Source organism: Streptomyces sp. NPDC001068, assembly GCF_042897315.1.
Taxonomy (GTDB): Bacteria; Actinomycetota; Actinomycetes; order Streptomycetales; family Streptomycetaceae; genus Streptomyces.
Genome location: NZ_JBIAYD010000004.1, coordinates 482,545 through 502,579 on the forward strand (window position 1 = coordinate 482,545; position 20,035 = coordinate 502,579).

At 71.8% G+C, this 20,035-nt stretch carries 17 protein-coding genes; 8 read left to right on the top strand and 9 right to left on the bottom strand.

Translation table 11 applies throughout. The features are described 5' to 3' along the window. The first annotated feature begins 14 nt into the window (after nucleotides 1-14). Together ACFY3I_RS14470 and ACFY3I_RS14475 are read left to right on the top strand one after the other, a co-directional pair. Nucleotides 15-575 (top strand): SigE family RNA polymerase sigma factor, encoded by a 561-nt coding sequence (locus ACFY3I_RS14470; RefSeq protein WP_365283447.1) that lies wholly within the window; start codon nucleotides 15-17, stop codon nucleotides 573-575. Continuing rightward, the gene (locus tag ACFY3I_RS14475; RefSeq protein WP_390860795.1) at nucleotides 572-1,789 is read left to right on the top strand and encodes a WD40 repeat domain-containing protein; all 1,218 of its coding nucleotides are present in this window, start codon (nucleotides 572-574) and stop codon (nucleotides 1,787-1,789) included. Before ACFY3I_RS14470 ends, ACFY3I_RS14475 begins: the two co-directional genes overlap by 4 nt. A 17-nt stretch (nucleotides 1,790-1,806) precedes the next feature. Here the strand turns inward: ACFY3I_RS14475 and dapA are convergent, their stop codons facing one another. Beyond that, nucleotides 1,807-2,709 carry a 4-hydroxy-tetrahydrodipicolinate synthase gene (gene dapA / locus ACFY3I_RS14480; protein ID WP_365283451.1) on the bottom strand — a complete coding sequence of 301 codons (903 nt, stop codon included), beginning with the start codon at nucleotides 2,707-2,709 and terminating at the stop codon, nucleotides 1,807-1,809. Between the two features lie 229 nt (nucleotides 2,710-2,938). Between dapA and ACFY3I_RS14485 the strand changes: the two genes are divergently transcribed. The 3 genes from ACFY3I_RS14485 (at nucleotide 2,939) to ACFY3I_RS14495 (ending at nucleotide 5,018) form a co-directional block, all read left to right on the top strand. After that, entirely contained in the window at nucleotides 2,939-3,421 is a 483-nt protein-coding gene (locus ACFY3I_RS14485) for a hypothetical protein (protein ID WP_390860796.1), read from the top strand. 95 nt (nucleotides 3,422-3,516) lie between these two features. Then, nucleotides 3,517-4,263 carry a helix-turn-helix domain-containing protein gene (locus tag ACFY3I_RS14490; RefSeq protein WP_390860797.1) on the top strand — a complete coding sequence of 249 codons (747 nt, stop codon included), beginning with the start codon at nucleotides 3,517-3,519 and terminating at the stop codon, nucleotides 4,261-4,263. Between the two features lie 17 nt (nucleotides 4,264-4,280). Continuing rightward, nucleotides 4,281-5,018, top strand: a complete 738-nt coding sequence (locus ACFY3I_RS14495; RefSeq protein WP_390860798.1) for an SRPBCC domain-containing protein — start codon at nucleotides 4,281-4,283, stop codon at nucleotides 5,016-5,018. A gap of 21 nt (nucleotides 5,019-5,039) precedes the next feature. Here ACFY3I_RS14495 and ACFY3I_RS14500 read toward each other — a convergent pair whose 3' ends face one another. Then, the gene (locus tag ACFY3I_RS14500) at nucleotides 5,040-6,866 is read right to left on the bottom strand and encodes an endonuclease/exonuclease/phosphatase family protein (RefSeq protein WP_390860799.1); all 1,827 of its coding nucleotides are present in this window, start codon (nucleotides 6,864-6,866) and stop codon (nucleotides 5,040-5,042) included. Between the two features lie 316 nt (nucleotides 6,867-7,182). On the opposite strand from ACFY3I_RS14500, the gene ACFY3I_RS14505 reads away from it, so the two are divergent. The 3 genes from ACFY3I_RS14505 (at nucleotide 7,183) to ACFY3I_RS14515 (ending at nucleotide 12,457) form a co-directional block, all read left to right on the top strand. Beyond that, nucleotides 7,183-8,613: a hypothetical protein gene (locus ACFY3I_RS14505; protein WP_390860800.1), complete on the top strand. Its 1,431-nt coding sequence runs from the start codon at nucleotides 7,183-7,185 to the stop codon at nucleotides 8,611-8,613. 339 nt (nucleotides 8,614-8,952) lie between these two features. After that, nucleotides 8,953-10,419 carry an alkaline phosphatase PhoX gene (locus tag ACFY3I_RS14510; RefSeq protein WP_390860801.1) on the top strand — a complete coding sequence of 489 codons (1,467 nt, stop codon included), beginning with the start codon at nucleotides 8,953-8,955 and terminating at the stop codon, nucleotides 10,417-10,419. A 451-nt stretch (nucleotides 10,420-10,870) separates the two neighbouring features. Further along, complete coding sequence (locus ACFY3I_RS14515; protein WP_390860802.1) at nucleotides 10,871-12,457, top strand: TROVE domain-containing protein; 1,587 nt, start codon at nucleotides 10,871-10,873, stop codon at nucleotides 12,455-12,457. Between the two features lie 84 nt (nucleotides 12,458-12,541). Here the strand turns inward: ACFY3I_RS14515 and ACFY3I_RS14520 are convergent, their stop codons facing one another. The 7 genes from ACFY3I_RS14520 to ACFY3I_RS14550 all read right to left on the bottom strand — a co-directional run bounded on the left by ACFY3I_RS14520 (nucleotide 12,542) and on the right by ACFY3I_RS14550 (nucleotide 19,871). Beyond that, a complete protein-coding gene (locus ACFY3I_RS14520; protein ID WP_390860803.1) occupies nucleotides 12,542-13,705 on the bottom strand; it encodes a TerD family protein in 1,164 nt (387 codons plus the stop codon). Between the two features lie 81 nt (nucleotides 13,706-13,786). Next, the gene (locus ACFY3I_RS14525; protein ID WP_390860804.1) at nucleotides 13,787-14,776 is read right to left on the bottom strand and encodes a zinc-dependent alcohol dehydrogenase family protein; all 990 of its coding nucleotides are present in this window, start codon (nucleotides 14,774-14,776) and stop codon (nucleotides 13,787-13,789) included. Continuing rightward, on the bottom strand, nucleotides 14,773-15,609 hold the full coding sequence (locus ACFY3I_RS14530; protein ID WP_365283470.1) for a carbohydrate ABC transporter permease: 837 nt from the start codon (nucleotides 15,607-15,609) through the stop codon (nucleotides 14,773-14,775). The genes ACFY3I_RS14525 and ACFY3I_RS14530 overlap by 4 nt, the downstream gene beginning before the upstream one ends. Further along, nucleotides 15,606-16,547: a carbohydrate ABC transporter permease gene (locus tag ACFY3I_RS14535; RefSeq protein WP_390860805.1), complete on the bottom strand. Its 942-nt coding sequence runs from the start codon at nucleotides 16,545-16,547 to the stop codon at nucleotides 15,606-15,608. The genes ACFY3I_RS14530 and ACFY3I_RS14535 overlap by 4 nt, the downstream gene beginning before the upstream one ends. Continuing rightward, the gene (locus ACFY3I_RS14540) at nucleotides 16,544-17,914 is read right to left on the bottom strand and encodes an ABC transporter substrate-binding protein (RefSeq protein WP_390860806.1); all 1,371 of its coding nucleotides are present in this window, start codon (nucleotides 17,912-17,914) and stop codon (nucleotides 16,544-16,546) included. Before ACFY3I_RS14540 ends, ACFY3I_RS14535 begins: the two co-directional genes overlap by 4 nt. Nucleotides 17,915-18,037: 123 nt before the next feature. Then, on the bottom strand, nucleotides 18,038-18,808 hold the full coding sequence (locus ACFY3I_RS14545; protein WP_390860807.1) for a DeoR/GlpR family DNA-binding transcription regulator: 771 nt from the start codon (nucleotides 18,806-18,808) through the stop codon (nucleotides 18,038-18,040). A 253-nt stretch (nucleotides 18,809-19,061) separates the two neighbouring features. Beyond that, entirely contained in the window at nucleotides 19,062-19,871 is an 810-nt protein-coding gene (locus tag ACFY3I_RS14550; protein ID WP_390860808.1) for an NAD-dependent epimerase/dehydratase family protein, read from the bottom strand. Nucleotides 19,872-20,035 lie beyond the last annotated feature (164 nt).

Consider the following 20,035-nt stretch of genomic DNA (forward strand, 5'->3'; position numbering starts at 1 on the left):
AAGAGAAGGTGACGATGGATGCGGAACTGGGCGAGAGTTTCCGGGAGTTCGTGGACGGCCGGTCCTCGGCACTGCTGCGGACGGCCGTGCTGCTGACCGGCGGCGACCGGCACGCGGCCGAGGACCTGCTGCAGAACGCCCTGATCAAGGCGGTGGGCCGCTGGCACCGCATCGACGAGCCCGAGGCCTACGTACGGCAGATCCTCTACCGGCAGCAGATCGGCCGCTGGCGCCTGAAGTGGCGGCGGCGCGAACTCAGCGTCGCGGAACCCCCGGAGAGCCCGCCCGGCCCCGACACCGCGTCCGCCGCCGAACTCCGCCTCGTCCTGCGCACGGCCCTGTCCCGGCTCACCGCCCGCCAGCGGACCGTGCTGGTGCTGCGCTACTTCGAGGACCTGCCGGAGGCCGACGTGGCGCGGCTGCTCGGCGTCTCCGTCGGCACCGTACGGTCCACCACCCACCGCTCCCTGGCCCGGCTGCGCGCCCTCGCACCCGAACTGGCCGCACTCGACCCGGAGCCCGGGCGCGCGCAGCCGCCGTCCCGTGACCACTCGCCCGTGGAGGTGCGGCCGTGAACGTCGAGGAACTCGTGCGGGAGGCGCTGCGCGAACAGGCCGCCGCGCAGCCGCCGGCGGGAGCGGGCCTCGCCGACCGGGTACTGGCCGTCCGCCGGCGCCGCCGTACCCGCAGACTCGCCTCGGCGGCCGCCGCGACGGCCGCCGTGGTCGCCGTCGCGGTCGCGGTGCCGTTGCTGGACGCCGGGAAGCGCGACGTGCGTCCGTCCGGGGTCGTGCAGCGGAACGGGATCACCGCACACCCGGACCAGTCGCCGCCGCGCCGACTCGTCGCGGCCGGGCAGACGGCGCTCGCCGCGTACTACACCTCGCGGACCGTGCCCCTGACGGACGACAGCGGGATCGGCGTCCGCACGTACCGGCTGCTAGACCCGCGGACCGGCACCTACGTCAAGGACGCCCGGTGGGCCTTCGTCGCCGTCGCGCCGGGCCTGCGGACGGCCGCCGTGCTGGAGCAGACCCTGCCCGTCCGCCGGATCGGCCTGCTCGACCTCGCGACGAGGAAGGTCGCGCGGTGGATCCCGGTCGAGCACGGGGTCGGCGGACTCGCCTTCTCGTACGACGGGACCAGGCTGCTGGCGACGACGTACGGCGCGAACCCCGACACGCGGGGCAGGGTCGAGGACGTCAAGGGCGGCCTGGGCTGGGGACCCGCGGCCACCCCGTCCAGCCGGACCGGCTTCTACGACATCGACGTGGCCTCCGGCAAGGGCACCTGGGCCGGTGCCGAGGCCGGCAAGGACAGCTTCGCGCGCGCGGACTTCTCCTACAGTCGCACCGGGGGGCAGGTGTACGCGCAGGTCGTCGGCGACCGGGACGGGATACAGCGGTTCTACGGCCTCGACGGCGAGAGGATCGCCGCACCGGCGGACGAGCGGTACCTGCGGGCGGACGTCGGCGCCCGGCTGTCCCCGAACGGCCGGCTCGCCGCGCTGGGTCTGACCAAGGAGATCGCCCCCGGGAAGTCGTACTCCTCGATCCGTGACCCCCGCACCGGCGAGGAGGTCACGAAGGTCCGCGGCGCCGAGCTGCTGGCCTGGGCCGACGACCGGCGGCTCATCGCCTGGGAGCGGGTCGGCGGCCTGGACGAGCCGTACCGGCCCCGGCTGGTACTGGTGACCATCGGCAGAGACGGGACCGTGCCGCTGAGCGGCGTCCGGAAGGAGGACAACGGCGACTTCGACACGTGGCAGCCCGTCTTCGCCCGCCGCTGATCAGCCGGCCACCCTGATCAGCCGGCCACCAACGCCTCGTACACCGCCCGCAGTCCGTCGGCCGCTTCCCGGCCGGCGGACCGCAGCGGTGCGCGTACCGGTCCGGCCGGCCGCCCGAGCGCGCCGAGCAGGGCCTTCGACGTGACGGTGCCCGGCAGGCCCGCGGCGGTCATCGCCTCGATCAACGGCGTGGCCCGCAGCTGCAGTTCCGCGGCGCGGGCGGTGTCACCGGCGTCGAAGGCGTCGAGGACCGCGGCGATCCGGTCCGGCACCACGTTCGCGACCGTGCTGACACACCCGGCCGCGCCCACCGCGTACAGGGCGAGGACGTGCTCGTCGCAGCCCGCGTAGTAGGCCAGGTCCGTGCGCGCCAGCACCTTCTGGGTGCCGAGGAAGTCGTACGAGCAGTCCTTCACGGCCACGATCGCGGGGTGCGCGGCGAGCCGGATCAGCGTCTCGGGCTCGATGCGGGTACCGGTGCGGCCGGGGATGTCGTAGAGCATCACGGGCAGCCCGCTCGCCTCCGCCACCTCCAGGAAGTGTGCCTCCAGCGCGTCCTGGGGCGGCCTGCTGTAGTACGGCGACACCACCAGCACGCCGTCCGCGCCCGCCTTCTCGGCCGCGTGCGCGAGTTCCACGGTGTGCAGGGTGTCCGCGGTGCCCACGCCCGCCACGAGCGGCACCCGCTCGCCCACCGCCTCCCGGACCGCCGAGATCAGCTCGCTCTTCTCGGTGTCCGTGGTGGTCGGCGACTCGCCGGTGGTGCCGTTCAGCACCAGGCCGTCGCAGCCGTCCGCCACCAGCCGCGCGGCCAGTCGCCGGGCGCCGTCCAGGTCGAGCCGTCCCGTGTCGGTGAACGGCGTGACCATCGCGCACAGGGTGCGGCCGAAGGGGCGGCGGGAGCCGGGTGGGTTCGTCATGGGGGTAGTCTCGGCGCCGCGACAGCTTAGCTCCACTTAATTTTTCTATCGAGTACGGCTTAGGAAAGCTAAATCATCGCCCTCGCGGACACGTGGGTTCCGGGAGGGCCGGCGGGTCGTGGAGGCGGTTCTGTCGCAGGTCGACCCGCCTGGTCGCCCGCCTGCGGGGTACCCGGAAGGTCCGCAGGCGCGCATGTGGACGCCGACCAGACCAGGAGGGGCAGGAGCGATGACGAAGAGGACCGCACACGGAACGGGGGGCCGGCTCACCGACGCCGCGGGCTCGCTGGCGGCGAAGGCCGACCTCAGGGGGCGCACCCAGACCCGCGCCGCCGATCTCAAGGACAAGGCCGGTGCGCTGACCGTCCAGTTGCGCGAGGGCGCCAACCGGGCCGGCCATCACGCCCAGGACCGGGCGGCGAGGCGCGGCCACACGGCCCAGGAGCAGATGACGAAGGCGCGGCACAGGCTGCTGGAGCAGGCGCTCAGGACCGGGCACGCCGTCCAGGAAGGGGCGGAACGGGCAGGCCATCTGGCCTCCGAGAAGGCCGTCGAGGCCGGCCGCGTCGCGGAGGAGCACATCCCGCGGTCCGCGCGCGGCGCCCTGCGGGGTACCCGGCGGCACTCGCGTCCGGTGCTGCTCGCGGGCGCGGCCCTCGCCTTCGCCGGCGCCTTCGTCATGGGCGCGCTGCGCCGGGGCCGCCGCCGCTGAGACCGGCCAAGGGCTCTCCTGCCGGCTTCCCCCACCCTCTCACCGAAAAACTGATCCGCCTGGACAAGAAAAGTTTTCGGTGAGAGGGTGGAGCCATGCTGGACGTGACCGTGATCGAGGACCCCGAGGCCGCGGCGGTGTCGCTGGACCCCACAAGGGCCAGGCTGCTCGCCGAACTGGCCGCCGCGCCCGCGTCGGCCGCGATGCTGGCCGGCCGGGTCGGGCTGCCCAGGCAGAAGGTGAACTACCACCTCAAGGCGCTGGAGCGGCACGGCCTGGTCGAACTGGCCGGCGAGCGGCGCAAGGGCAACGTGAACGAGCGGCTGATGCGTGCGACCGCCGCGTCGTACGTCATCTCGCCGGCCGCCCTGCCGGCGGTGCAGCCGGACCCGGACCGCTTCCGCGACCAGCTCTCCGCACGCTGGCTGCTCGCGGTCGGCGCCCGCCTGGTGCGCGACGTCGGCACGCTGATCAGCGGCGCCGCCAAGGCCCGCAGGCGGCTGGCGACCTACGCGCTGGACGGCGAGGTGCGTTTCGCCTCCGCCGCCGACCGCGCGGCGTTCGTGCAGGAGCTGACGGCGGGCGTGAGCGCGCTCATCCGCAAGTACGACGCGCCGGACGGCGAGGACGGCCGGGACCACCGGATCGTCGTCGCCCTCCACCCCACGGTCAAGACCGAGACCGGGCCGGCGCCGGAGACCCCTCCGGCCGCCGGGACCCACCCGACGGCCGGGCGGTCCCGTCCCGCGGCCGCCGGGCCTTCGCCCGCCGCCGGGATCCCCCCGGCGGCCGAGTCCCGGTCCGGGGTCTCGGAGCGGGCCACCCACGAACCGGAACAGTAGGCAGCAGGAGCCCCGACATGTCCAAGGAATTCGAGATCGCCCGCGAGTTCGAGGTCGACGCCACGCCCCAGGAGGTGTGGGAGGCGATCACCAACGGCTCCGGCGCCTACCTGTGGCCGATGGACCCGCCCGAGCCCCGGGTGGGCGGCGCGGCGGCCTTCGGCTCGACCGTGACCGCCTACGAGCCGCCGCACCACCTGATCGTCCGCAGTGAGGACGTCGGGTTCCCGACGCAGAGCGCCAACCAGCTGGAGCACGTCATCGAACCGCGGGACGGCGGCCGCCGGGCCTGGGTGCGCTACGTGCACAGCGGGATCTTCACCGACGACTGGGACAACCAGTACGACGGCGCGAGCCGGCACACCGACTTCTACCTGCACACCCTGCGCGAGTACCTGGTCAACTTCGCGCCCCGCCCGGCCACCTTCGCGCAGCTCGACGGACCCGGGGCGTCCCAGGCGCCGGACGCCTTCGACGCCGTGGGCCGCGCCCTCGGCCTGCCGGACGGCCTGGCCGCAGGCACGAAGGCGAGCCTGCGGGGACCCGGCGGCCGGGCCCTGGAGGCGGTGGTCGACTACCGCGACCCGTACTTCATCGGGCTGCGCACCGACGACGCCCTCGTCCGGTTCTTCGGACGCAACCACTGGGGCGCCCCGGTGGGCATCAGCATCCACGACTTCGCGGCGGACGCCGACGCCGAGGCGAACGGGAGCGCCTGGCAGGACTGGCTGGACACGGTGTTCAGCCAGTCCTGAACCGGGAGCCCCGGAAGGACCTCAGGGGCGGAAGCGCAGCACCTGCGGATCGTGGTCGCTGATCTGGTCGTGGAACTCCGAGTTGATGTGCACGCTGTCGTACTCGAAGTCGCCGTTCCGGCGGATCTCCTTGCTGATCAGGATCTGGTCCAGGACCTGCTCGTTGCCCTGGTAGTCGTAGGTGTAGCGCTCCTTGGTCGGCAAGGACCGGATCGCCGACCAGAGCGCGCCGTGGCTCTCCAGGATCTTGGTGGTGCCGGAGAAGTCGAAGTCGTTCATGTCGCCGAGCGCGATGACCTCGGCGTCCTTCTGGACGTCGAGGATGCTCTTGACGAACGCGTTGACCAGCGTCGCCTGCGCGTGGCGCTGGACCTCCGAGCTGCGTGTGACCGGCTGGTACTGAGCGGTCAGGCTCTGGTCGCCGCCCTTGGAGTTCAGGTGGTTGGCGATCACGAACACGGTCCTGCCGCGGAAGGTGAACTCGCCGGCCAGCGGCTTGCGGCTGGCGTTCCAGGCGGAGTCCGCCGGGGCGACGCGGCCGGGGGAGGCGGTCAGCCGCGCCTCGCCGTGCACCTTGGTGACGCCCACCGCGGTGGTGGAGTCGCCGCCCGCGCGGTCGGTGAAGGACACCCGCGCGGGGTTGAAGAGGAAGACCTGGCGGATGTTGCCGCCGGGCTCGCCGCCGTCCTGGTCGTTGACCGGGTCGATGGAACGCCAGTCGTACCTCGGGCCGCCGGCGGCGACGATCGCGTCGATCAGCTTGTTCACCGTCACGTCGGCGGCGACCGTGCCGTCGTCCGTCGCGCCGTTGTCGTCCTGGATCTCCTCCAGGGACACGATGTCGGGCGACTGGAGGTTGTTCACGATCGCGGAGGCGTGCGCGGCGAAGGTGCCGTCGGAGGGGTCGAGGTTCTCGACGTTGTAGGTGGCGACGGCCAGCTCGCTCTTCGACTGCTTCTTCGTCGTCTCGCGCTGCAGGCCGCCGCTCTTCAGCGTGCCCAGCGTGCTCGCGACGAGGGTGTAGCCGCCGAACTGGTTGTAGTCCATCGGGCCGGTCGTGGCGCCGGTCAGCGTGTCGCCGACGTTCGCCACCGGGAAGTCGGCGGTCGCGCCCAGGGACTGGATCTGGAGGCGGCCGGTGTTCTGGTCGCGGTAGGAGCGGTACAGCGAGCCGCCGCGGACGGTGCGGTTCTCGTGCGGCTTCACCGTGACCCACAGCTCGGCGTACGGGTCGGTGGCGGTGACCACGTGGGTGTCGCGGACCTGGACGTTCATGCCCTCCAGGGACTCGTAGTAGTCCAGGGCGTACTTCTTCGGCCGCAGCGTCAGCCCGTTGACCGAGCCCGCGGCGGCGGTGTCGCCCGCCGGGGTGTACGCGTCCGGGACCGACTTGCGGTCGATCACGACCGGTGCCGGGACCGGGTTGCCGGTGGAGACCGTGGTGACCGTCGGCTTGGTGATCTCGGTCAGCGACTGGTTGCCGGTGCTTGCGCCGCCCGGGACGTACTCGGAGACCGTGCCGGTGACCGTGACGGAGTCGCCGACCGCGGCCTTCGGGGCGGAACTGGTGAAGACGAAGACGCCCTCGCTGGTGGCCGGGTCGGCGTCCGGCGCCGGGTCCTGGAGCCAGAAACCCTTCGAGGAGCCGTAGGTGCGCGTGGCGGTGACGATGCCGGGGACGTCCGTCACCTTCTGCCCGGCGTACGGCGATACGCGCGTGGCGCCCTGGACGTCGTGGATGCGCAGCCCGTCGGCCTGGGCCGGCGAGGTGAGGGCGACGGTGGACGCGGCGCTGCAGACGGCGGCGACGGTGAGCGCGGCGAGACGCGCGGAAGACCTGCTCGGCAAGGAAATCCCTCCGGGGACATGAACGGTGCCGGGACGAGGGTGCCTCATGTACTCATGTAATGGGCATGACACGCGTAGACGTAGAGTGAACACTTGTCCCCCCTGTTTTCTACGCGCGTCAATCTCGTGCCTGCGAGGGGGAGTTGTCAAGGTTTCGGCCATGTGCGCAGCCCGGCGGGGAGATGAACCGGGCGGCATGGGTGGAAATCCGTCTAGGCTGAGCGGCTGAGGCGTACGGCGTCCAGATGGTCGTACGGCCGGCGTACGGCGTCCCTGTCGTCGTACGACCGTAGAGGCGTCCGAGGAGAACCACCCGATGTCAGACAGCTCGCCCCTGCCGCCGGTGCGGTTGCGTCCCGAAGCGGAGCTGGCACGTGCCGCGCTGGCCACCCCGTTGCTCTCCCGGGCCGCCCGGCTCGCCCGCTGGGCCGGCCCCGACACCCGTGTCGACGCAGGTGGCGGCCTGGCCGAGGAGCAGCTCCCGGCCGCCGCCGAGCTGCTCGGACTCACCGGGGACGACGCCCCCGCGTACACCGCCGAAGCATGGCGGGTCGCCCTGGACACCGGGCTCGTCGAGATCGTCGACGAGGAGGCCGGGACGGTGGCGGCGGGCGAGGAGCTGGCCCTGCTCACCGGCGGCTCGCCGCTCGACGTCCTCGCGGTCTGGCAGGCCGCGCTGGAGACCGTGATCGGCGACGCGGGCGTGCCCGACCTGGACGGAATTGTCGACGCGCTCGGCGAGGGCGGCGAGGTCGATTTCTCGTCACTCGGCTGGGATCCCGAGGCCGAGGCGGAGTTCCTCGACGGCGTCCTCGGCAATCTGTACCTGCTGACGGTGAGCGAGGGCGGCCCCGGCGAGGCGCCGGTCCCGCTGCCGGCGCTCGCCGCGTCGATGATCGTGCCCAGCGACATGGGGGAGCCGACCAACGACGTGCTCGAACAGGTCTCCGACGCGATGATGCGGCTCGACGACCAGTTCCGGATGCTGGAGCCGGTCGGGCTCGTCGCCTACCAGCCGGTCGACGAGGCGCTGATGGCCGACGCCGAGGAGGAGCCCGCCGCCGGACCGGTCGACGAGAACGACGTCGCCCGGTACGGCATGGTGCGGCTCACCCCGCTCGGCGCCTACGGGCTCCGGGCCCGGCTGCTGGAGGCCGGCTTCGAGGCACCCGCCGTCGGGGAACTCGCCGACAAGGGCGCGGACGCACTGCTCGACGGCATGGCCGCGTTTCCGCAGGGCGCCGCGCAGGCCGAGACCGAACAGTGGCTGGACCGGCGTGAATCCCTCGCCGCCGCCCGCGAGTTGCTGGCCGCCGCGCGGGGAGAGGACGTGGGCGCGCCACTGCGCAGGCTGCGCTGCCAGCAGGCGCTGTCCCTGGTCGGCGCCGAGGCCGAACCGGCACTGCGCGAAGTCCTCGGAGATCCCGAACTGGGTGGCCTGGCCAGGGTCTGGCTGGCCGAGCGCGGCGCCGCCGACGTACCGGCGCCCTCGCCGGACATGATCTTCTGGCTGACCATCGACACGGTCGCCGCGCAACTGGCCGCCGAAGGGAACTCGGAGGAACTCCAGGCCCTGGTCGAGGGGCTGGCCGAGCAGCACGCCGGGTTCTTCGCCGACGCCTGGCGCGTCGACCACCCGGACACGGCCGACGTCCTGGAGGCGATGGGACGCCTGCACCCGGACAAGAGGGTCGCGAAGGAGGCCCGCAAGGCGGCGTTCAAGGCGCGGTCGCAGCAGGGGGGTTAGCCGGCCGAGGCGGTGCGGGAGCGCGCGGGCCGGGGTGCCTGCGCGGGCCGGGGTGCCTGCGCGGGAGGTGCCTGCGCGGGAGGTGCCTGCGTGGGAGGTGCCGGGGAGCGGCCGTCGGCCCGCCGCCGGGGCCCGGGCCGCCGCCGGCCCGCGGCCCAGGCCCACGACGTGTCCCCGGGCGTGGCTTTTGAGTTCCGTGGGACGGCGCATACGGATTCGTGGAAGTCCCGAAGCCGATGTCGCCCCGTGTTCAGGCGGAGTTCAGGAGCGGCCGGGAACGTGTGCGCCGACCTGAGGTCCGCCACCCGCCACGGCACTACGACCGTCACAGGAGACACCATGTCGCTCACCCGCAGGGACTTCGCCAGGAAATCCGCGATCACCGGAGCCGGTGTCGCGCTGGCGGGCAGCGTCGGCGCCCTCGCCACCGCCCCGAACGCCCTCGCCGCCACCGAGACCGAGGCGGAGGCGTCCGGCGCGGCCGAGTCGGGCCACGGACACGAGCACGGGCACGGCGGCGTCGGCTACGGTCCGCTGCTCCCCGACCCCGACGGCATCCTCGCGCTCCCCGCCGGCTTCAAGTACCGCGTCATCACCTACAGCGGCAGGACCCGCCTGGAGACGGGCGAGTTCACCCCCTCCAACCACGACGGCACCTCCACCTTCGACGGCCCGCGCGGCGCCACCCTCCTCGTCAACAACCACGAACTGGCCGGGCCCCGCGCCAACTGGACCCACCCGGTGCCGCTCACCGAGGGACTCGTCTACGACCCGGCGGCCGCCGGCGGCTGCACGGTCGTCGAGGTGCGCCACGACAAGGTCGCCGAATGGGTCGGCATCGCCGGTACCGCCACCAACTGCGCGGGCGGCAGCACCCCCTGGGGCACCTGGCTCACCTGCGAGGAGACCGAGGACAAGGCCGGCGTCAACGGCATGACCAAGGACCACGGCTACGTCTTCGAGGTCGACCCCGGAGACCGCCGGGCCAACCGGAACCCCAAGCCGGTCAAGGCGCTGGGCCGGTACGCCCACGAGGCCGTCGTCGTCGACCCCAGGCGCGGCCATCTCTACCTCACCGAGGACGCCTCCAACCCGAACGGCCTGCTCTACCGCTGGACCCCGCCCGAGCACTTCCACCACGGCCGCGGCCGGCTGCGCACCCTCGCCGACGACGCGGGCACCCTCCAGGCCTTCAAGTGCTTCGACTCCGGCGGCGTGTTCGTCGACGACCTCGCGCGCGCCACGAAGATCGGCACCGTCTACGGCGTCGACTGGACCGACGTCCCGGACCGCGACGCGCGCACCACCTCGGTCCGCAAGCAGTTCACCGCCGGGCAGGTCACCCGCGCCCGCAAGCTGGAGGGCATGTGGTGGGGCGACGGGGGCGTGTACATCGTCTCCTCCTACGCCCGCGCGGAGAGCCCCGTCCAGCACGACGGTGCCGTGTGGTTCTACGACCCCAGGCGCCGCACCCTCACGCTGAAGGTCCTCATCGGCGTCAACCCGGACCCGTCCGTGGACGGCCACTTCGACGGCCCGGACAACATCACCGTCTCCCCGTACGGCGGCCTGGTCATCGCCGAGGACGGTGAGGGCCTCCAGCACCTGTTCGGCGCCACCGACAGCGGCCGCACCTACCCGATCGCCCGCAACGAACTGAACGCGGGCACCGAAGAGGCCCCGGAATACAGCGAGTTCACCGGCGTCACCTTCTCGCCCGACGGCCGGACCCTGTACGCCAACATCCAGACCCCGGGCATCATGCTCGCGATCACGGGGCCCTGGAAGCGGCAGAAGCGCGGCTAGGAAATTCGCTCGCTCGGCCCGCGGCACGCCTCCTAAAGTGATGAACGTCCAGGTGCGAAGGCAGGACCTACTTCCACTCATAATGGGGCGGCCGCGGGTTCGAGTCCCGCCACCGGTACAACGCGCCGGTGTAGCTCAGGGGTTAGAGCACCTACGTCGGTTCCGCCGGCCTTGAACTCTGGACACCAAAGCTTCATGCACCTCCCGGTGCGTGTGTCACCGAACTCGGGAGGCGCGGCTCAAGGTGGGTGCCCGGTGCGCAGGCAACGGATACTTCAGGGCCCTGGTCCCCGAAAGGGGGTGCGGGTTCGAATCCCGTCATCGACTCAGGGTCGATGTGGCGGAACGGAAGACGCGCCAGGTTAAAGTCCCGTCGCCGACTCCTGTTCTCGGGCACCCTCCTTCTGCCGCGCCTCCTCCCAGACTCCTATGAATTCGGGGGGAATTCACCATGGCGCGATTCAACACCAGGACAGCCCGGGCGCAGCCCGTCTCCCGGGTCACCTCGACCGGAAACGTGCTCCGGACCTACCAGGGCGGCCGTGGGCTGGAGCGGGACGCGCGTTCCGAGCTCTTTCTGCTCGCCCTCGCCAACTTCGTGTCGCAGCGGACCTTCTACGAGGCCGGCGCCGACCGCGACGACCGGTACGCGAAGCTCGTCCGCGAGCTCGCCGTCACCGATCCGGCCTGGACCGCCGGCCTGCTCGGCTGGCTGCGCGGCGAGGCCAACATGCGGACCGCGGCCCTCGTGGGCGCCGCCGAGTACGTGCACGCACGCCTGACCGCGGGCACCACCGGCGGCCCCTCGAACCGCCAGGTCGTCGCCTCCGTCCTGCAGAGGCCCGACGAGCCCGGCGAACTGCTCGCCCACTGGACGGCGACCTACGGCCGAGCCGTCCCCAAGCCCGTCAAGCGGGGGATCGCCGACGCCGTACGGCGGCTGTACCACGGCAGGTCGCTGCTCAAGTACGACACCGCGGCCAAGGGATACCGCTTCGGCGACATCCTGAACCTGGTGCACGCGGCGCCGGATGCGGACAAGCCGTGGCAGGGCGAGCTGTTCCGGTACGCGCTGGACCGGCGGCACCACCCGGACACGGCCGTACCGCCCGCGTCCAGCCCCGTGCTCGCCGCGCACCGTGAGCTGATGGCGCTGCCGGTCGCCCGGCGGCGCGCGGTCGTCACCGGGCCCGGTGGTGCCGAGCGGCTCGCGGCGGCCGGCATCACCTGGGAGGCGCTGGCCGGGTGGCTCCAGGGGCCGATGGACCGGGCCGCTTGGGAGGCGGTCATTCCGTCCATGGGTGCCATGGCACTCGTTCGAAACCTGAGGAACTTCGACGAGGCGGGAGTCTCCGACGAGGTCGCCGACCGGGTCGCGGCCCGGATCAGCGACCCGGTGGAGGTGGCGCGCTCGCGGCAGTTCCCGTTCCGGTACCTCGCCGCGTACCGGCACGCCCCGTCGCTGCGGTGGTCCTACCCGCTGGAGCGGGCGCTCGGCCACTCGCTGGCCAACGTGCCCGCGCTGCCGGGGCGGACACTGGTGCTGGTCGACCGGTCGGGCTCGATGTGGGGCCCGCTGTCCGACCGCTCGCGGCTCAACCGGGCCGACGCGGCGGCGGTCTTCGGCACGGCGCTCGCGCTGCGGGCGGCGGACGCGGACCTCGTCGAGTTCGGCACCACGAGCCGGCGGCTGACGTTCGGCAAGGGCGAGTCGGTGCTGAGGATCCTCGACCGCTTCGGTTCGCTCGGCGGCACCGACACCACCTCGGCGGTCCGCTCGCACTACCGGGGGCAGGACCGGGTACTGATCGTCACCGACGAGCAGTACACCCACCACCGGCACGGTGACCCGACCCAGCAGGTCCCGGCGCACATCCCGGTCTACACCTGGAACCTGGCCGGCTACCGGGCGGCCCACGGCCCGTCGGGCACCCCGGGCCGGCACACCTTCGGCGGCCTGTCGGACGCGGCGTTCCGGATGGTGCCGCTGCTGGAGTCCGCCCGGGACGCCGACTGGCCGTGGCTGACCGCCGCCTGAGCGCCGTTCTCGCATGAGCGTGGCCCGCACCGTCACGGGGGGTGCGGGCCACACCTGCGGGCAGGCGCGGCGGGAGTCGTGCCGCTACAGTGCCTGGGCGCCCGGTTTCACCATGTTCCGTACGGTCCGGGCCTTCACGAACTCGCCCAGTGCGGTCATGTCCCACTCGCCGGAGAACTGGCGGACCAGCTTGGCCATCATCACGCCGGTCTGCGCCTCCGCGTTGGTCAGGTCGAAGCGGGCCAGTTCCTCGCCGGTCGCGCCGTCCAGGAGGCGGCAGTAGGCCTTGGCCACCTCCGTGAACTTCTGGCCGGAGAAGGAGTTGACGGTGAAGACCAGGCCGGTGACCTCCGGGGGGATCCGGCCCAGGTCGACGACGATCACCTCGTCGTCGCCGCCGCCCTCACCGGTGAGGTTGTCGCCGGAGTGCTTGATCGCGCCGTTCAGGATGGACAGCTTGCCGAAGTAGCAGCTGTCGACGTGGTCGCGCTGCGGGCCGTAGGCGATGACCGAGGCGTCCAGGTCGATGTCCTTGCCGCGGAACGCCGGCTCCCAGCCGAGACCCATGTGGACCAGGGAGAGCAGCGGGCTGCCGCCCTTGACCAGCGACACCGTCTGGTTCTTCTGGAGGCTGACCCGGCCCTTGTCCAGGTTGATCTTCCCGGCGCCGGGGGCGGGCGGGGCAGGCGGTGCGGCCGGCACGGGCGGGGCCACGACCGGGGGAGCGGTGGGCTGCGCGGCCGGTGCCGGTGCCGGTTCCTCCACCGTCACGCCGAAGTCCGTCGCGATGCCGGCCAGGCCGTTCGCGTATCCCTGGCCGACCGCGCGGGCCTTCCACGCGCCGTTGCGCAGGTAGATCTCGACGACCACCAGGGCGGTCTCGGTGCCCAGCCGCGGAGGCGTGAACGTGCCGAGCACCGAGCCGTCGTCCGCGTTGCGGATGGTCGCCGTCGGCTCGATGCCCTGGAAGGTCTGCCCCGCGGCGTCGGGGCTCGCGGTGACGACGATCTTCTCGATGCCCGGGGGCACGGCGGCCGTGTCGACGGTGATCGCGTCCGGGGACGTACCGCCGCCGGAGCGGTACGTCACACCGGGGCCGCTGGGCTGGTTGTAGAAGATGAAGTCGTCGTCGGAGCGCACCTTGCCGTCACCGGTGAGCAGCAGGCCCGACACGTCGAGCCGCACCGGGGCGGCGACGTCCACCGCCACCCGGGAGACGGGGAGAGGGATGTTCGAGCCAGGGGTCATAGCTGTCATGCCCCACTGAACGAACAACGCCGCTTTACCGTTCCCTTACCGAGGGGACCGCTCCCGAAACCCCCGTTCGGCTCAGGGGACGACGACGATCTTCCGGCCCACCCCCGCCGCGAACTGCTCCAGCGCCTGCGGATAGCTGTCCAGCGGAAGCCGGTCGCTGATGAAGACCTCCGGGTCCAGCACCCCGTTCGCGAACAGCTCCGCGGCGCGTTCGTAGCTGTGCAGGACGGCCATGGAGCCGGTGATGGTGATCTCCTGGTTGTAGATGCGGTACGGGTCGATCGTCACCCGGGCCGCGTAGTCGGCGACACCGAACTGGAGGAAGGTGCCCGCCTTCGCCACCCGGTCCAGGCCGTCCTGGATCGCCGCCGCGTTGCCGGTCGCGTCGATCACCACGTCCCAGCCCCGCGGACGGTCCAGTTCGTCGGCGTTCGCGGCGGACCCCGAGACACCGAGCGCGCGGGCGGTCTCCAGCCGGGCCGGGTTCAGGTCGACCACGTCGACGCTCGCCGCGCCGGTCCGCTTGGCGAGTTCCAGCATCATCAGGCCCATGGTCCCGGAGCCGTAGATCAGGACGTGGGCGCCCAGGCGGGAGTTGAGGACGTCGTAACCGCGTACCGCGCAGGACAGCGGCTCGACCAGGGCCGCGTCCTGGGTGCGGACGTGCTCGGGGAGCTTCACGCAGTTGGCGACGGGCGCCACGGCGTACTGCGCGGCACCGCCGGGCACGGTCACGCCGATCGCGGCCCAGCGTTCGCACATGTTGTTGTGGCCGTCCCGGCAGTAGCGGCACTCGTGGCAGTACAGGGACGGGTCCACCGCGACCCGGTCGCCGACCGCCACCTCGGTGACCTGGGAGCCGACGCCGACCACCTCGCCGGCGAACTCGTGGCCCGGCACGATCGGCAGCTTGGGCGCGAACTCGCCCTGGAGGATGTGCAGGTCGGTGCCGCACAGTCCGCAGGCGGCGACCTCGACGACCACGTCGCGCGGCCCCGGCGTGGGGTCGGGGACCTCGGTGACGACGGCACGGCCCACGGACTCGATGACGGCTGCCTTCATTTCACGGCTCCCAACGACAGGCCCTGGACCAGCTTGTCCTGGGCGGTGAACCCCGCGGCGAGCACCGGCAGGGAGACGACGAGCGACGCGGCGCACACCTTGGCCAGGAACAGGCCCTGGCTGGTGATGAAGCCGGTCAGGAAGACGGGGGCGGTCTCGGCGACCACGCCCGTCAGGACCCGGGCGAAGAGAAGTTCGTTCCAGCTGAAGATGAAGCAGATCAGCGCGGTGGCGGCGACGCCGGGCAGGGAGATGGGGGCGACCACGCGCGCGAGGATCGTCGGCAGCCGGGCCCCGTCCACCCGCGCGGCCTCGATGACCTCGACGGGGACCTCGGCGAGGAAGGACTGCATCATCCACACCGCGATCGGCAGGTTCATGGAGGTGTAGAGGATGACCAGGAGCCAGATGTTGTCGAGCATCCCGGCGTTCTTCGCGAAGAGGTAGACCGGCAGCAGGCCCGCCACGGCCGGCAGCATCTTCGTGGAGAGGAAGAAGAACAGGACGTCCGTCCACTTCTTCACCCGCCGGATCGACAGCGCGTACGCCGCCGGGAAGGCCAGCAGGAGGACGAGGAGTGTCGAGACCACCGAGGCCATCGCCGAGTTGATCAGCGCGGGCCACGGGCTCGCGCCCCCGCCGACGCCGAAGAACTCGCGGTAGCTGTCCAGGGTGAGGCCGGCGGTGAAGGACGGCGGGTTGGTCGCCGCGTCCGACTCGGAGTGGAAGGACGTCAGCGCCATCCAGGCGATGGGCAGGAAGAACACGATCCCGGTCAGCCACGCGACCAGCCCGAGTCCGCCTCGCCGTACGGCGGTCAGGGCGGTGTTCATGCGCGGGACACCTCCTCGCGGAACAGGGACGACACCACGCGCAGGGCGAAGGTCGCGATGACGATCGAACCGATGACCACCACGACGCCCGCGGCCGAGGCGAGGCCGTTCTCGTGCGCCTGGTAGAAGCTCTGGTAGACGGTGTAGGGGAGGTTGGCCGTGCCCAGCCCGCCGGAGGTGATCGTGAAGACCGCGTCGAAGTTCTGCACGATGTAGATCGAGCCCAGCAGTCCGCCGAGTTCGAGGTACCGGCGCAGGTGCGGGAGGGTCAGGTAGCGGAAGATCTGCCAGTTGCTCGCGCCGTCCACCCGGGCCGCCTCCAGCTGCTGCTGGTCCCGGCTCTGCAGTCCGGCCAGCAGGATCAGCATCATGAACGGCGTCCACTGCCACACCAGGGCGGCCTCGACCGCGAGCAGCGGGTTGTCCGAGATCCAGTCCGGCTGGGGGCCGCCGACGTAGTGCAGCAGGCCGTTGAGCAGGCCGTACTCGGGGTTGTAGAGGACGTGCTTCCAGAGCAGCGCCGCCGCGACCGGGACGACCAGGAACGGGGCGATCATCAGGGTGCGGACCACGCCGCGGCCCCGGAACCTCCGGTTCAGCAGCAGCGCCACCACCAGTCCGAGGACCAGGCTGACCAGCACCACGGTGACCGTCAGCAGGACCGTCGTCCACACCGACTGGCGCAGGTCGGGGTCGGTGAGGACCTGGCGGTAGTTGTCGACGCCGGTGAAGTGGCGGTCCTTCGGGTAGAGCGCGTTCCAGTCGAAGAACGAGATCACCACGGTCGCCACGAAGGGCAGCTGGGTCACCACGATCATGAAGACCAGCGCGGGCAGCAGCGGGGCCCGGGTGGCCCAGGCCCGCAGCCGGTCGGACGGGGGCCGGGGCGCCGGCCGCGCGGAGGCGGCGGCGACCCGGGGGGAGGCGGTGGCGGTCATGATCCCTCGTACTTCTTGCCGACGGCCTCGGCGAGCTGCTGGGCCTTCTTCAGCGCGTCGTCCACGGACTGTTGCCCGGCGACGGCGGAGCTGATCTCCTGGGAGACCTTGGTGCCCAGGTCGGTGAACTCGGGGATGTCGACGAACTGGATACCGGGCGCGGGCCGCGGCTGCACACCCGGGTCGTTGGGCTTGGCACCGGCGATGGCGTCCCGGGTGACGTCCGCGAAGGCGGCCGCCTCCTCGCGGTACTGCGGGATGTCGTACGTCGAGGTGCGCTTGCCGGCCGGCACGTTGGCCCAGCCTGCCTGCTCGCCGACGAGCTTCTCGTAGCCCTTGCTCGACGCCCACGAGATGAACTTCCAGGAGTCGTCCGGGTTCTTGGAGGCCTTCTGGATGCCCCATGCCCAGGTGTAGAGCCAGCCGGAGCTGTCGGTCTTGTCGACCGGCGCCGGGACGTAGCCCATCTTGCCCTTCACCGGGGAGCCGGCGGCCTCCAGCGAACCGGCGCCGGAGGTGGCGTCGTACCACATGGCGGTCTTGCCCTGGGTGGTGTCGTTGAGGCACTCGGCGAAGCCGGACTGGGCGGCGCCGGCCTCACCGTGCTGCCGGACCAGGTCGACGTAGAACTGGGTGGCCTTCTTGAACTCCGGGGCGTCCAGTCGTGCCTTCCAGTCCTTGTCGAACCAGGTGCCGCCCATGGTGTTGACGACCGTGGTCAGCGGCGCCAGCATCTCGCCCCAGCCGGGCAGCCCGCGCAGGCAGATGCCCTTCATGCCGGGCTCCGCGCCGTCCGCCTTGGCGGCCAGGTCGGCGACCTGCTGCCAGGTGGGGTGGGCCGGCATGGTCAGCCCCTTCTTCTGGAAGACGTCCTTGCGGTACATCAGGAAGGACGACTCGCCGTAGAAGGGTTCGCCGTAGAGCTTGCCGTCGGCCGCGGTGAGGGCCTGCTGCATCGGCTTGAGGATGTCCTGCTGGTCGAAGGCGGTGTCCTTCTTGACGTACGAGTCGATCGGCTCCAGCCAGCCGTTCTTGGCGTAGATCGGGATCTCGTAGTTGGAGAGGGTCGCCACGTCGTACTGGCCGGCCTGGTTGGCGAAGTCCTGGCTGATCTTGTCGCGGACGTCGTTCTCGGGCAGCACGGTGAAGTTCACCTTGATGCCGGTGTCCTTGGTGAAGTTGGCCTTGGTGAGCTTCTGCAGCTCCACCATCTGCGGGTTGTTCACCATCAGGACGTTGATGGAGTGGGCGGAGGAACCGCCGCCTGCGCCGGCGCCCGAGCAGCCGGCGAGCAGCGAGGTGGTCAGCGTTCCTGCGGCGGCCACCGCAAACAGGGCGCGGGGCGTTCGTCGGCTCTGGGTTCGCATGGGGTGCTCCTGGAGAACTGATGGGGAGATCGGGGGTACTTATGTGGGCATAAGGGGCATGTCTGGGTGTGGAGGGTGTCGTTCGGGGGCTTCGGTCGGACGGGCGGCCCGGTCGGCCCGGTGTCAGACGCGGAGGATCTGCGGGCCCTGGAGCGAGTAGCGGTGGGCCTCGGAGGCGGGCAGCAGGGTGCTGGTGACGATGGTCTCCAGCTCGCCGATGGCCGCGAACCGGCAGAAGCTGACCGCCCCGAACTTGGTGTGCACGCCGGCGAACACGGTGCGGCGCGCGGCCCGGATCGCCTGCGCCTTCACCTCGCTGACCGCCGGGTCGGGCGTGGTCAGGCCGTGGTCGCGGGAGATGCCGTTGGCGCCGATGTAGGCGAGGTCGATGACGAAGCCGGCGAGCATCTTCGTCGTCCAGTGGTCGACGGTGGCGAGGGTGCCGGAGCGGACCCGGCCGCCGAGCAGCAGCACGGAGACGTTCTCGGCCTCCGCGAGCGCGCCCGCGACCGGCAGGGACGCGGTGACCACGGTCAGCGGCCGGTCCGTGGGCAGTGCCTCGGCGATGAGCTGGGGGGTGAAGCCCTCGTCGACGAAGACGGTCTCCGCGTCGCCCAGCAGTTCGGCGGCCGCGGACGCTATCTGGCGCTTCTCCGGGACGTGGCTGGTCGACCGGAACGCGAGCGTGGTCTCGAAGCCGGCGCTCTCCACCGGGTAGGCGCCGCCGTGGGTGCGCCGCACCAGCCCGTGGTCCTCCAGGGAGCGCAGATCGCGCCGGATCGTCTCCTTGGCCACGCCCAGTTCGGCGGCGAGCGCGGTGACGTCCACGGAACCGGTGGTCCGGGCGGCCCGCACGATCTCGCGCTGGCGTTCTTCCGCCGTCCTGGTGTTCATGCCGTCACCCACCTCCCTGTGGAATCGCCCGTTCGGGCCATGGGGGAAGTTGTACCTCCGGCGCACGCGGCTGACCAGGCCTGTTGCGAACCTGATGCTGCCCGTATGTGCCCGCTTGCGCGGGGGCGTGCCCGTCTCGGACCTGGGATGCCGCTGTGCGGGACGTGGGATCGGGCATGATCCGTGCCCGAATGCGACGGCGGGCGGGCCCGTTCGGTGCCCGCCCGCCGTCGTGCGGGTGTCTCGCCCGGTGTCAGTACGGCCAGATCGGCGGGTCGTCGACGAAGCGGCCGCCCAGGTGGGTGTGGGCCGGGTTCGCCGGGTCCAGCTCGCCGTGCTCGGCGATCAGCTTCGGCGCGAACCGTTCCGAGTCGTCCTGCGGTTCGTAGCCGAGGGCCCGGGCGGCGGTGAGGTCCCACCACAGGCGGGTGTTGGCGGAGGAGCCGTAGACGACGGTGTGGCCGACCTCCTCGGCGGTCAGGGCCGCGTGGAAGAGGCGGGCGCCGTCGGCGGGGCTCATCCACACCGAGAGCATGCGCACGTCGGCGGGCTCGGCGAAGCAGGAGCCGATGCGGACGGAGACGGTCTCCAGGCCGTGCCGGTCCCAGTAGAGCTGGGCGAGGTCCTCGCCGAAGGACTTGGACAGGCCGTAGAAGGTGTCCGGGCGGCGCGGGGTGTCGACGGGGATCAGCGGGTCGTCCCCGCGCGGTGCCGGGGTGTAGCCGACGGCGTGGTTGGAGGAGGCGAAGACGATGCGCGGCACGCCGGCCTCGCGGGCGGCCTCGTAGAGGTGGTACGTGCCCTCGATGTTCGAGCGGAGGATCTTCTCGAAGGGCGCCTCCAGGGAGATCCCCGCCAGGTGCAGGACCGCGTCCACGCCCCGTACCGCCTCCCGCAGCGCCTCGCGGTCGGCGAGGTCGGCGGTGATCGCGTCCGGCTCGCCGTCGATCGGGCGGACGTCGAGGAGGCGCAGTCGGTAGCCGTACGCCGGGAGCAGGGACCGCATCAGGGTGCCGAGCCCGCCTGCGGCGCCGGTGAGCAGTAGCGTGCGGGGAGTGGGCATCCCGGTCTCCTTGGTCGGCGTCCGCGGCGTCCTCCGGGTGATCCGGAAGGTCTCATCCGTGTCTGGCATTCACATGCGTGGACACGCTAGGGAGGTGCCGCGTTCCTCGTCAAGTGTGCCGTGGAGTGCGGGAATCCGCTCGCATGTTGGTCGCTCGTCTCCTT

Coding starts and splice junctions, on each gene's coding strand:
- ACFY3I_RS14510 (WP_390860801.1), top strand. CDS start 8,953: ATGTCGCTCACCCGCAGGGACTTCGCCAGGAAATCCGCGATCACCGGA.
- ACFY3I_RS14520 (WP_390860803.1), bottom strand. CDS start 13,705: ATGACCCCTGGCTCGAACATCCCTCTCCCCGTCTCCCGGGTGGCGGTG.
- dapA (WP_365283451.1), bottom strand. CDS start 2,709: ATGACGAACCCACCCGGCTCCCGCCGCCCCTTCGGCCGCACCCTGTGC.
- ACFY3I_RS14495 (WP_390860798.1), top strand. CDS start 4,281: ATGTCCAAGGAATTCGAGATCGCCCGCGAGTTCGAGGTCGACGCCACG.
- ACFY3I_RS14525 (WP_390860804.1), bottom strand. CDS start 14,776: ATGAAGGCAGCCGTCATCGAGTCCGTGGGCCGTGCCGTCGTCACCGAG.
- ACFY3I_RS14515 (WP_390860802.1), top strand. CDS start 10,871: ATGGCGCGATTCAACACCAGGACAGCCCGGGCGCAGCCCGTCTCCCGG.
- ACFY3I_RS14540 (WP_390860806.1), bottom strand. CDS start 17,914: ATGCGAACCCAGAGCCGACGAACGCCCCGCGCCCTGTTTGCGGTGGCC.
- ACFY3I_RS14535 (WP_390860805.1), bottom strand. CDS start 16,547: ATGACCGCCACCGCCTCCCCCCGGGTCGCCGCCGCCTCCGCGCGGCCG.
- ACFY3I_RS14530 (WP_365283470.1), bottom strand. CDS start 15,609: ATGAACACCGCCCTGACCGCCGTACGGCGAGGCGGACTCGGGCTGGTC.
- ACFY3I_RS14545 (WP_390860807.1), bottom strand. CDS start 18,808: ATGAACACCAGGACGGCGGAAGAACGCCAGCGCGAGATCGTGCGGGCC.
- ACFY3I_RS14550 (WP_390860808.1), bottom strand. CDS start 19,871: ATGCCCACTCCCCGCACGCTACTGCTCACCGGCGCCGCAGGCGGGCTC.
- ACFY3I_RS14490 (WP_390860797.1), top strand. CDS start 3,517: ATGCTGGACGTGACCGTGATCGAGGACCCCGAGGCCGCGGCGGTGTCG.
- ACFY3I_RS14470 (WP_365283447.1), top strand. CDS start 15: ATGGATGCGGAACTGGGCGAGAGTTTCCGGGAGTTCGTGGACGGCCGG.
- ACFY3I_RS14505 (WP_390860800.1), top strand. CDS start 7,183: ATGTCAGACAGCTCGCCCCTGCCGCCGGTGCGGTTGCGTCCCGAAGCG.
- ACFY3I_RS14485 (WP_390860796.1), top strand. CDS start 2,939: ATGACGAAGAGGACCGCACACGGAACGGGGGGCCGGCTCACCGACGCC.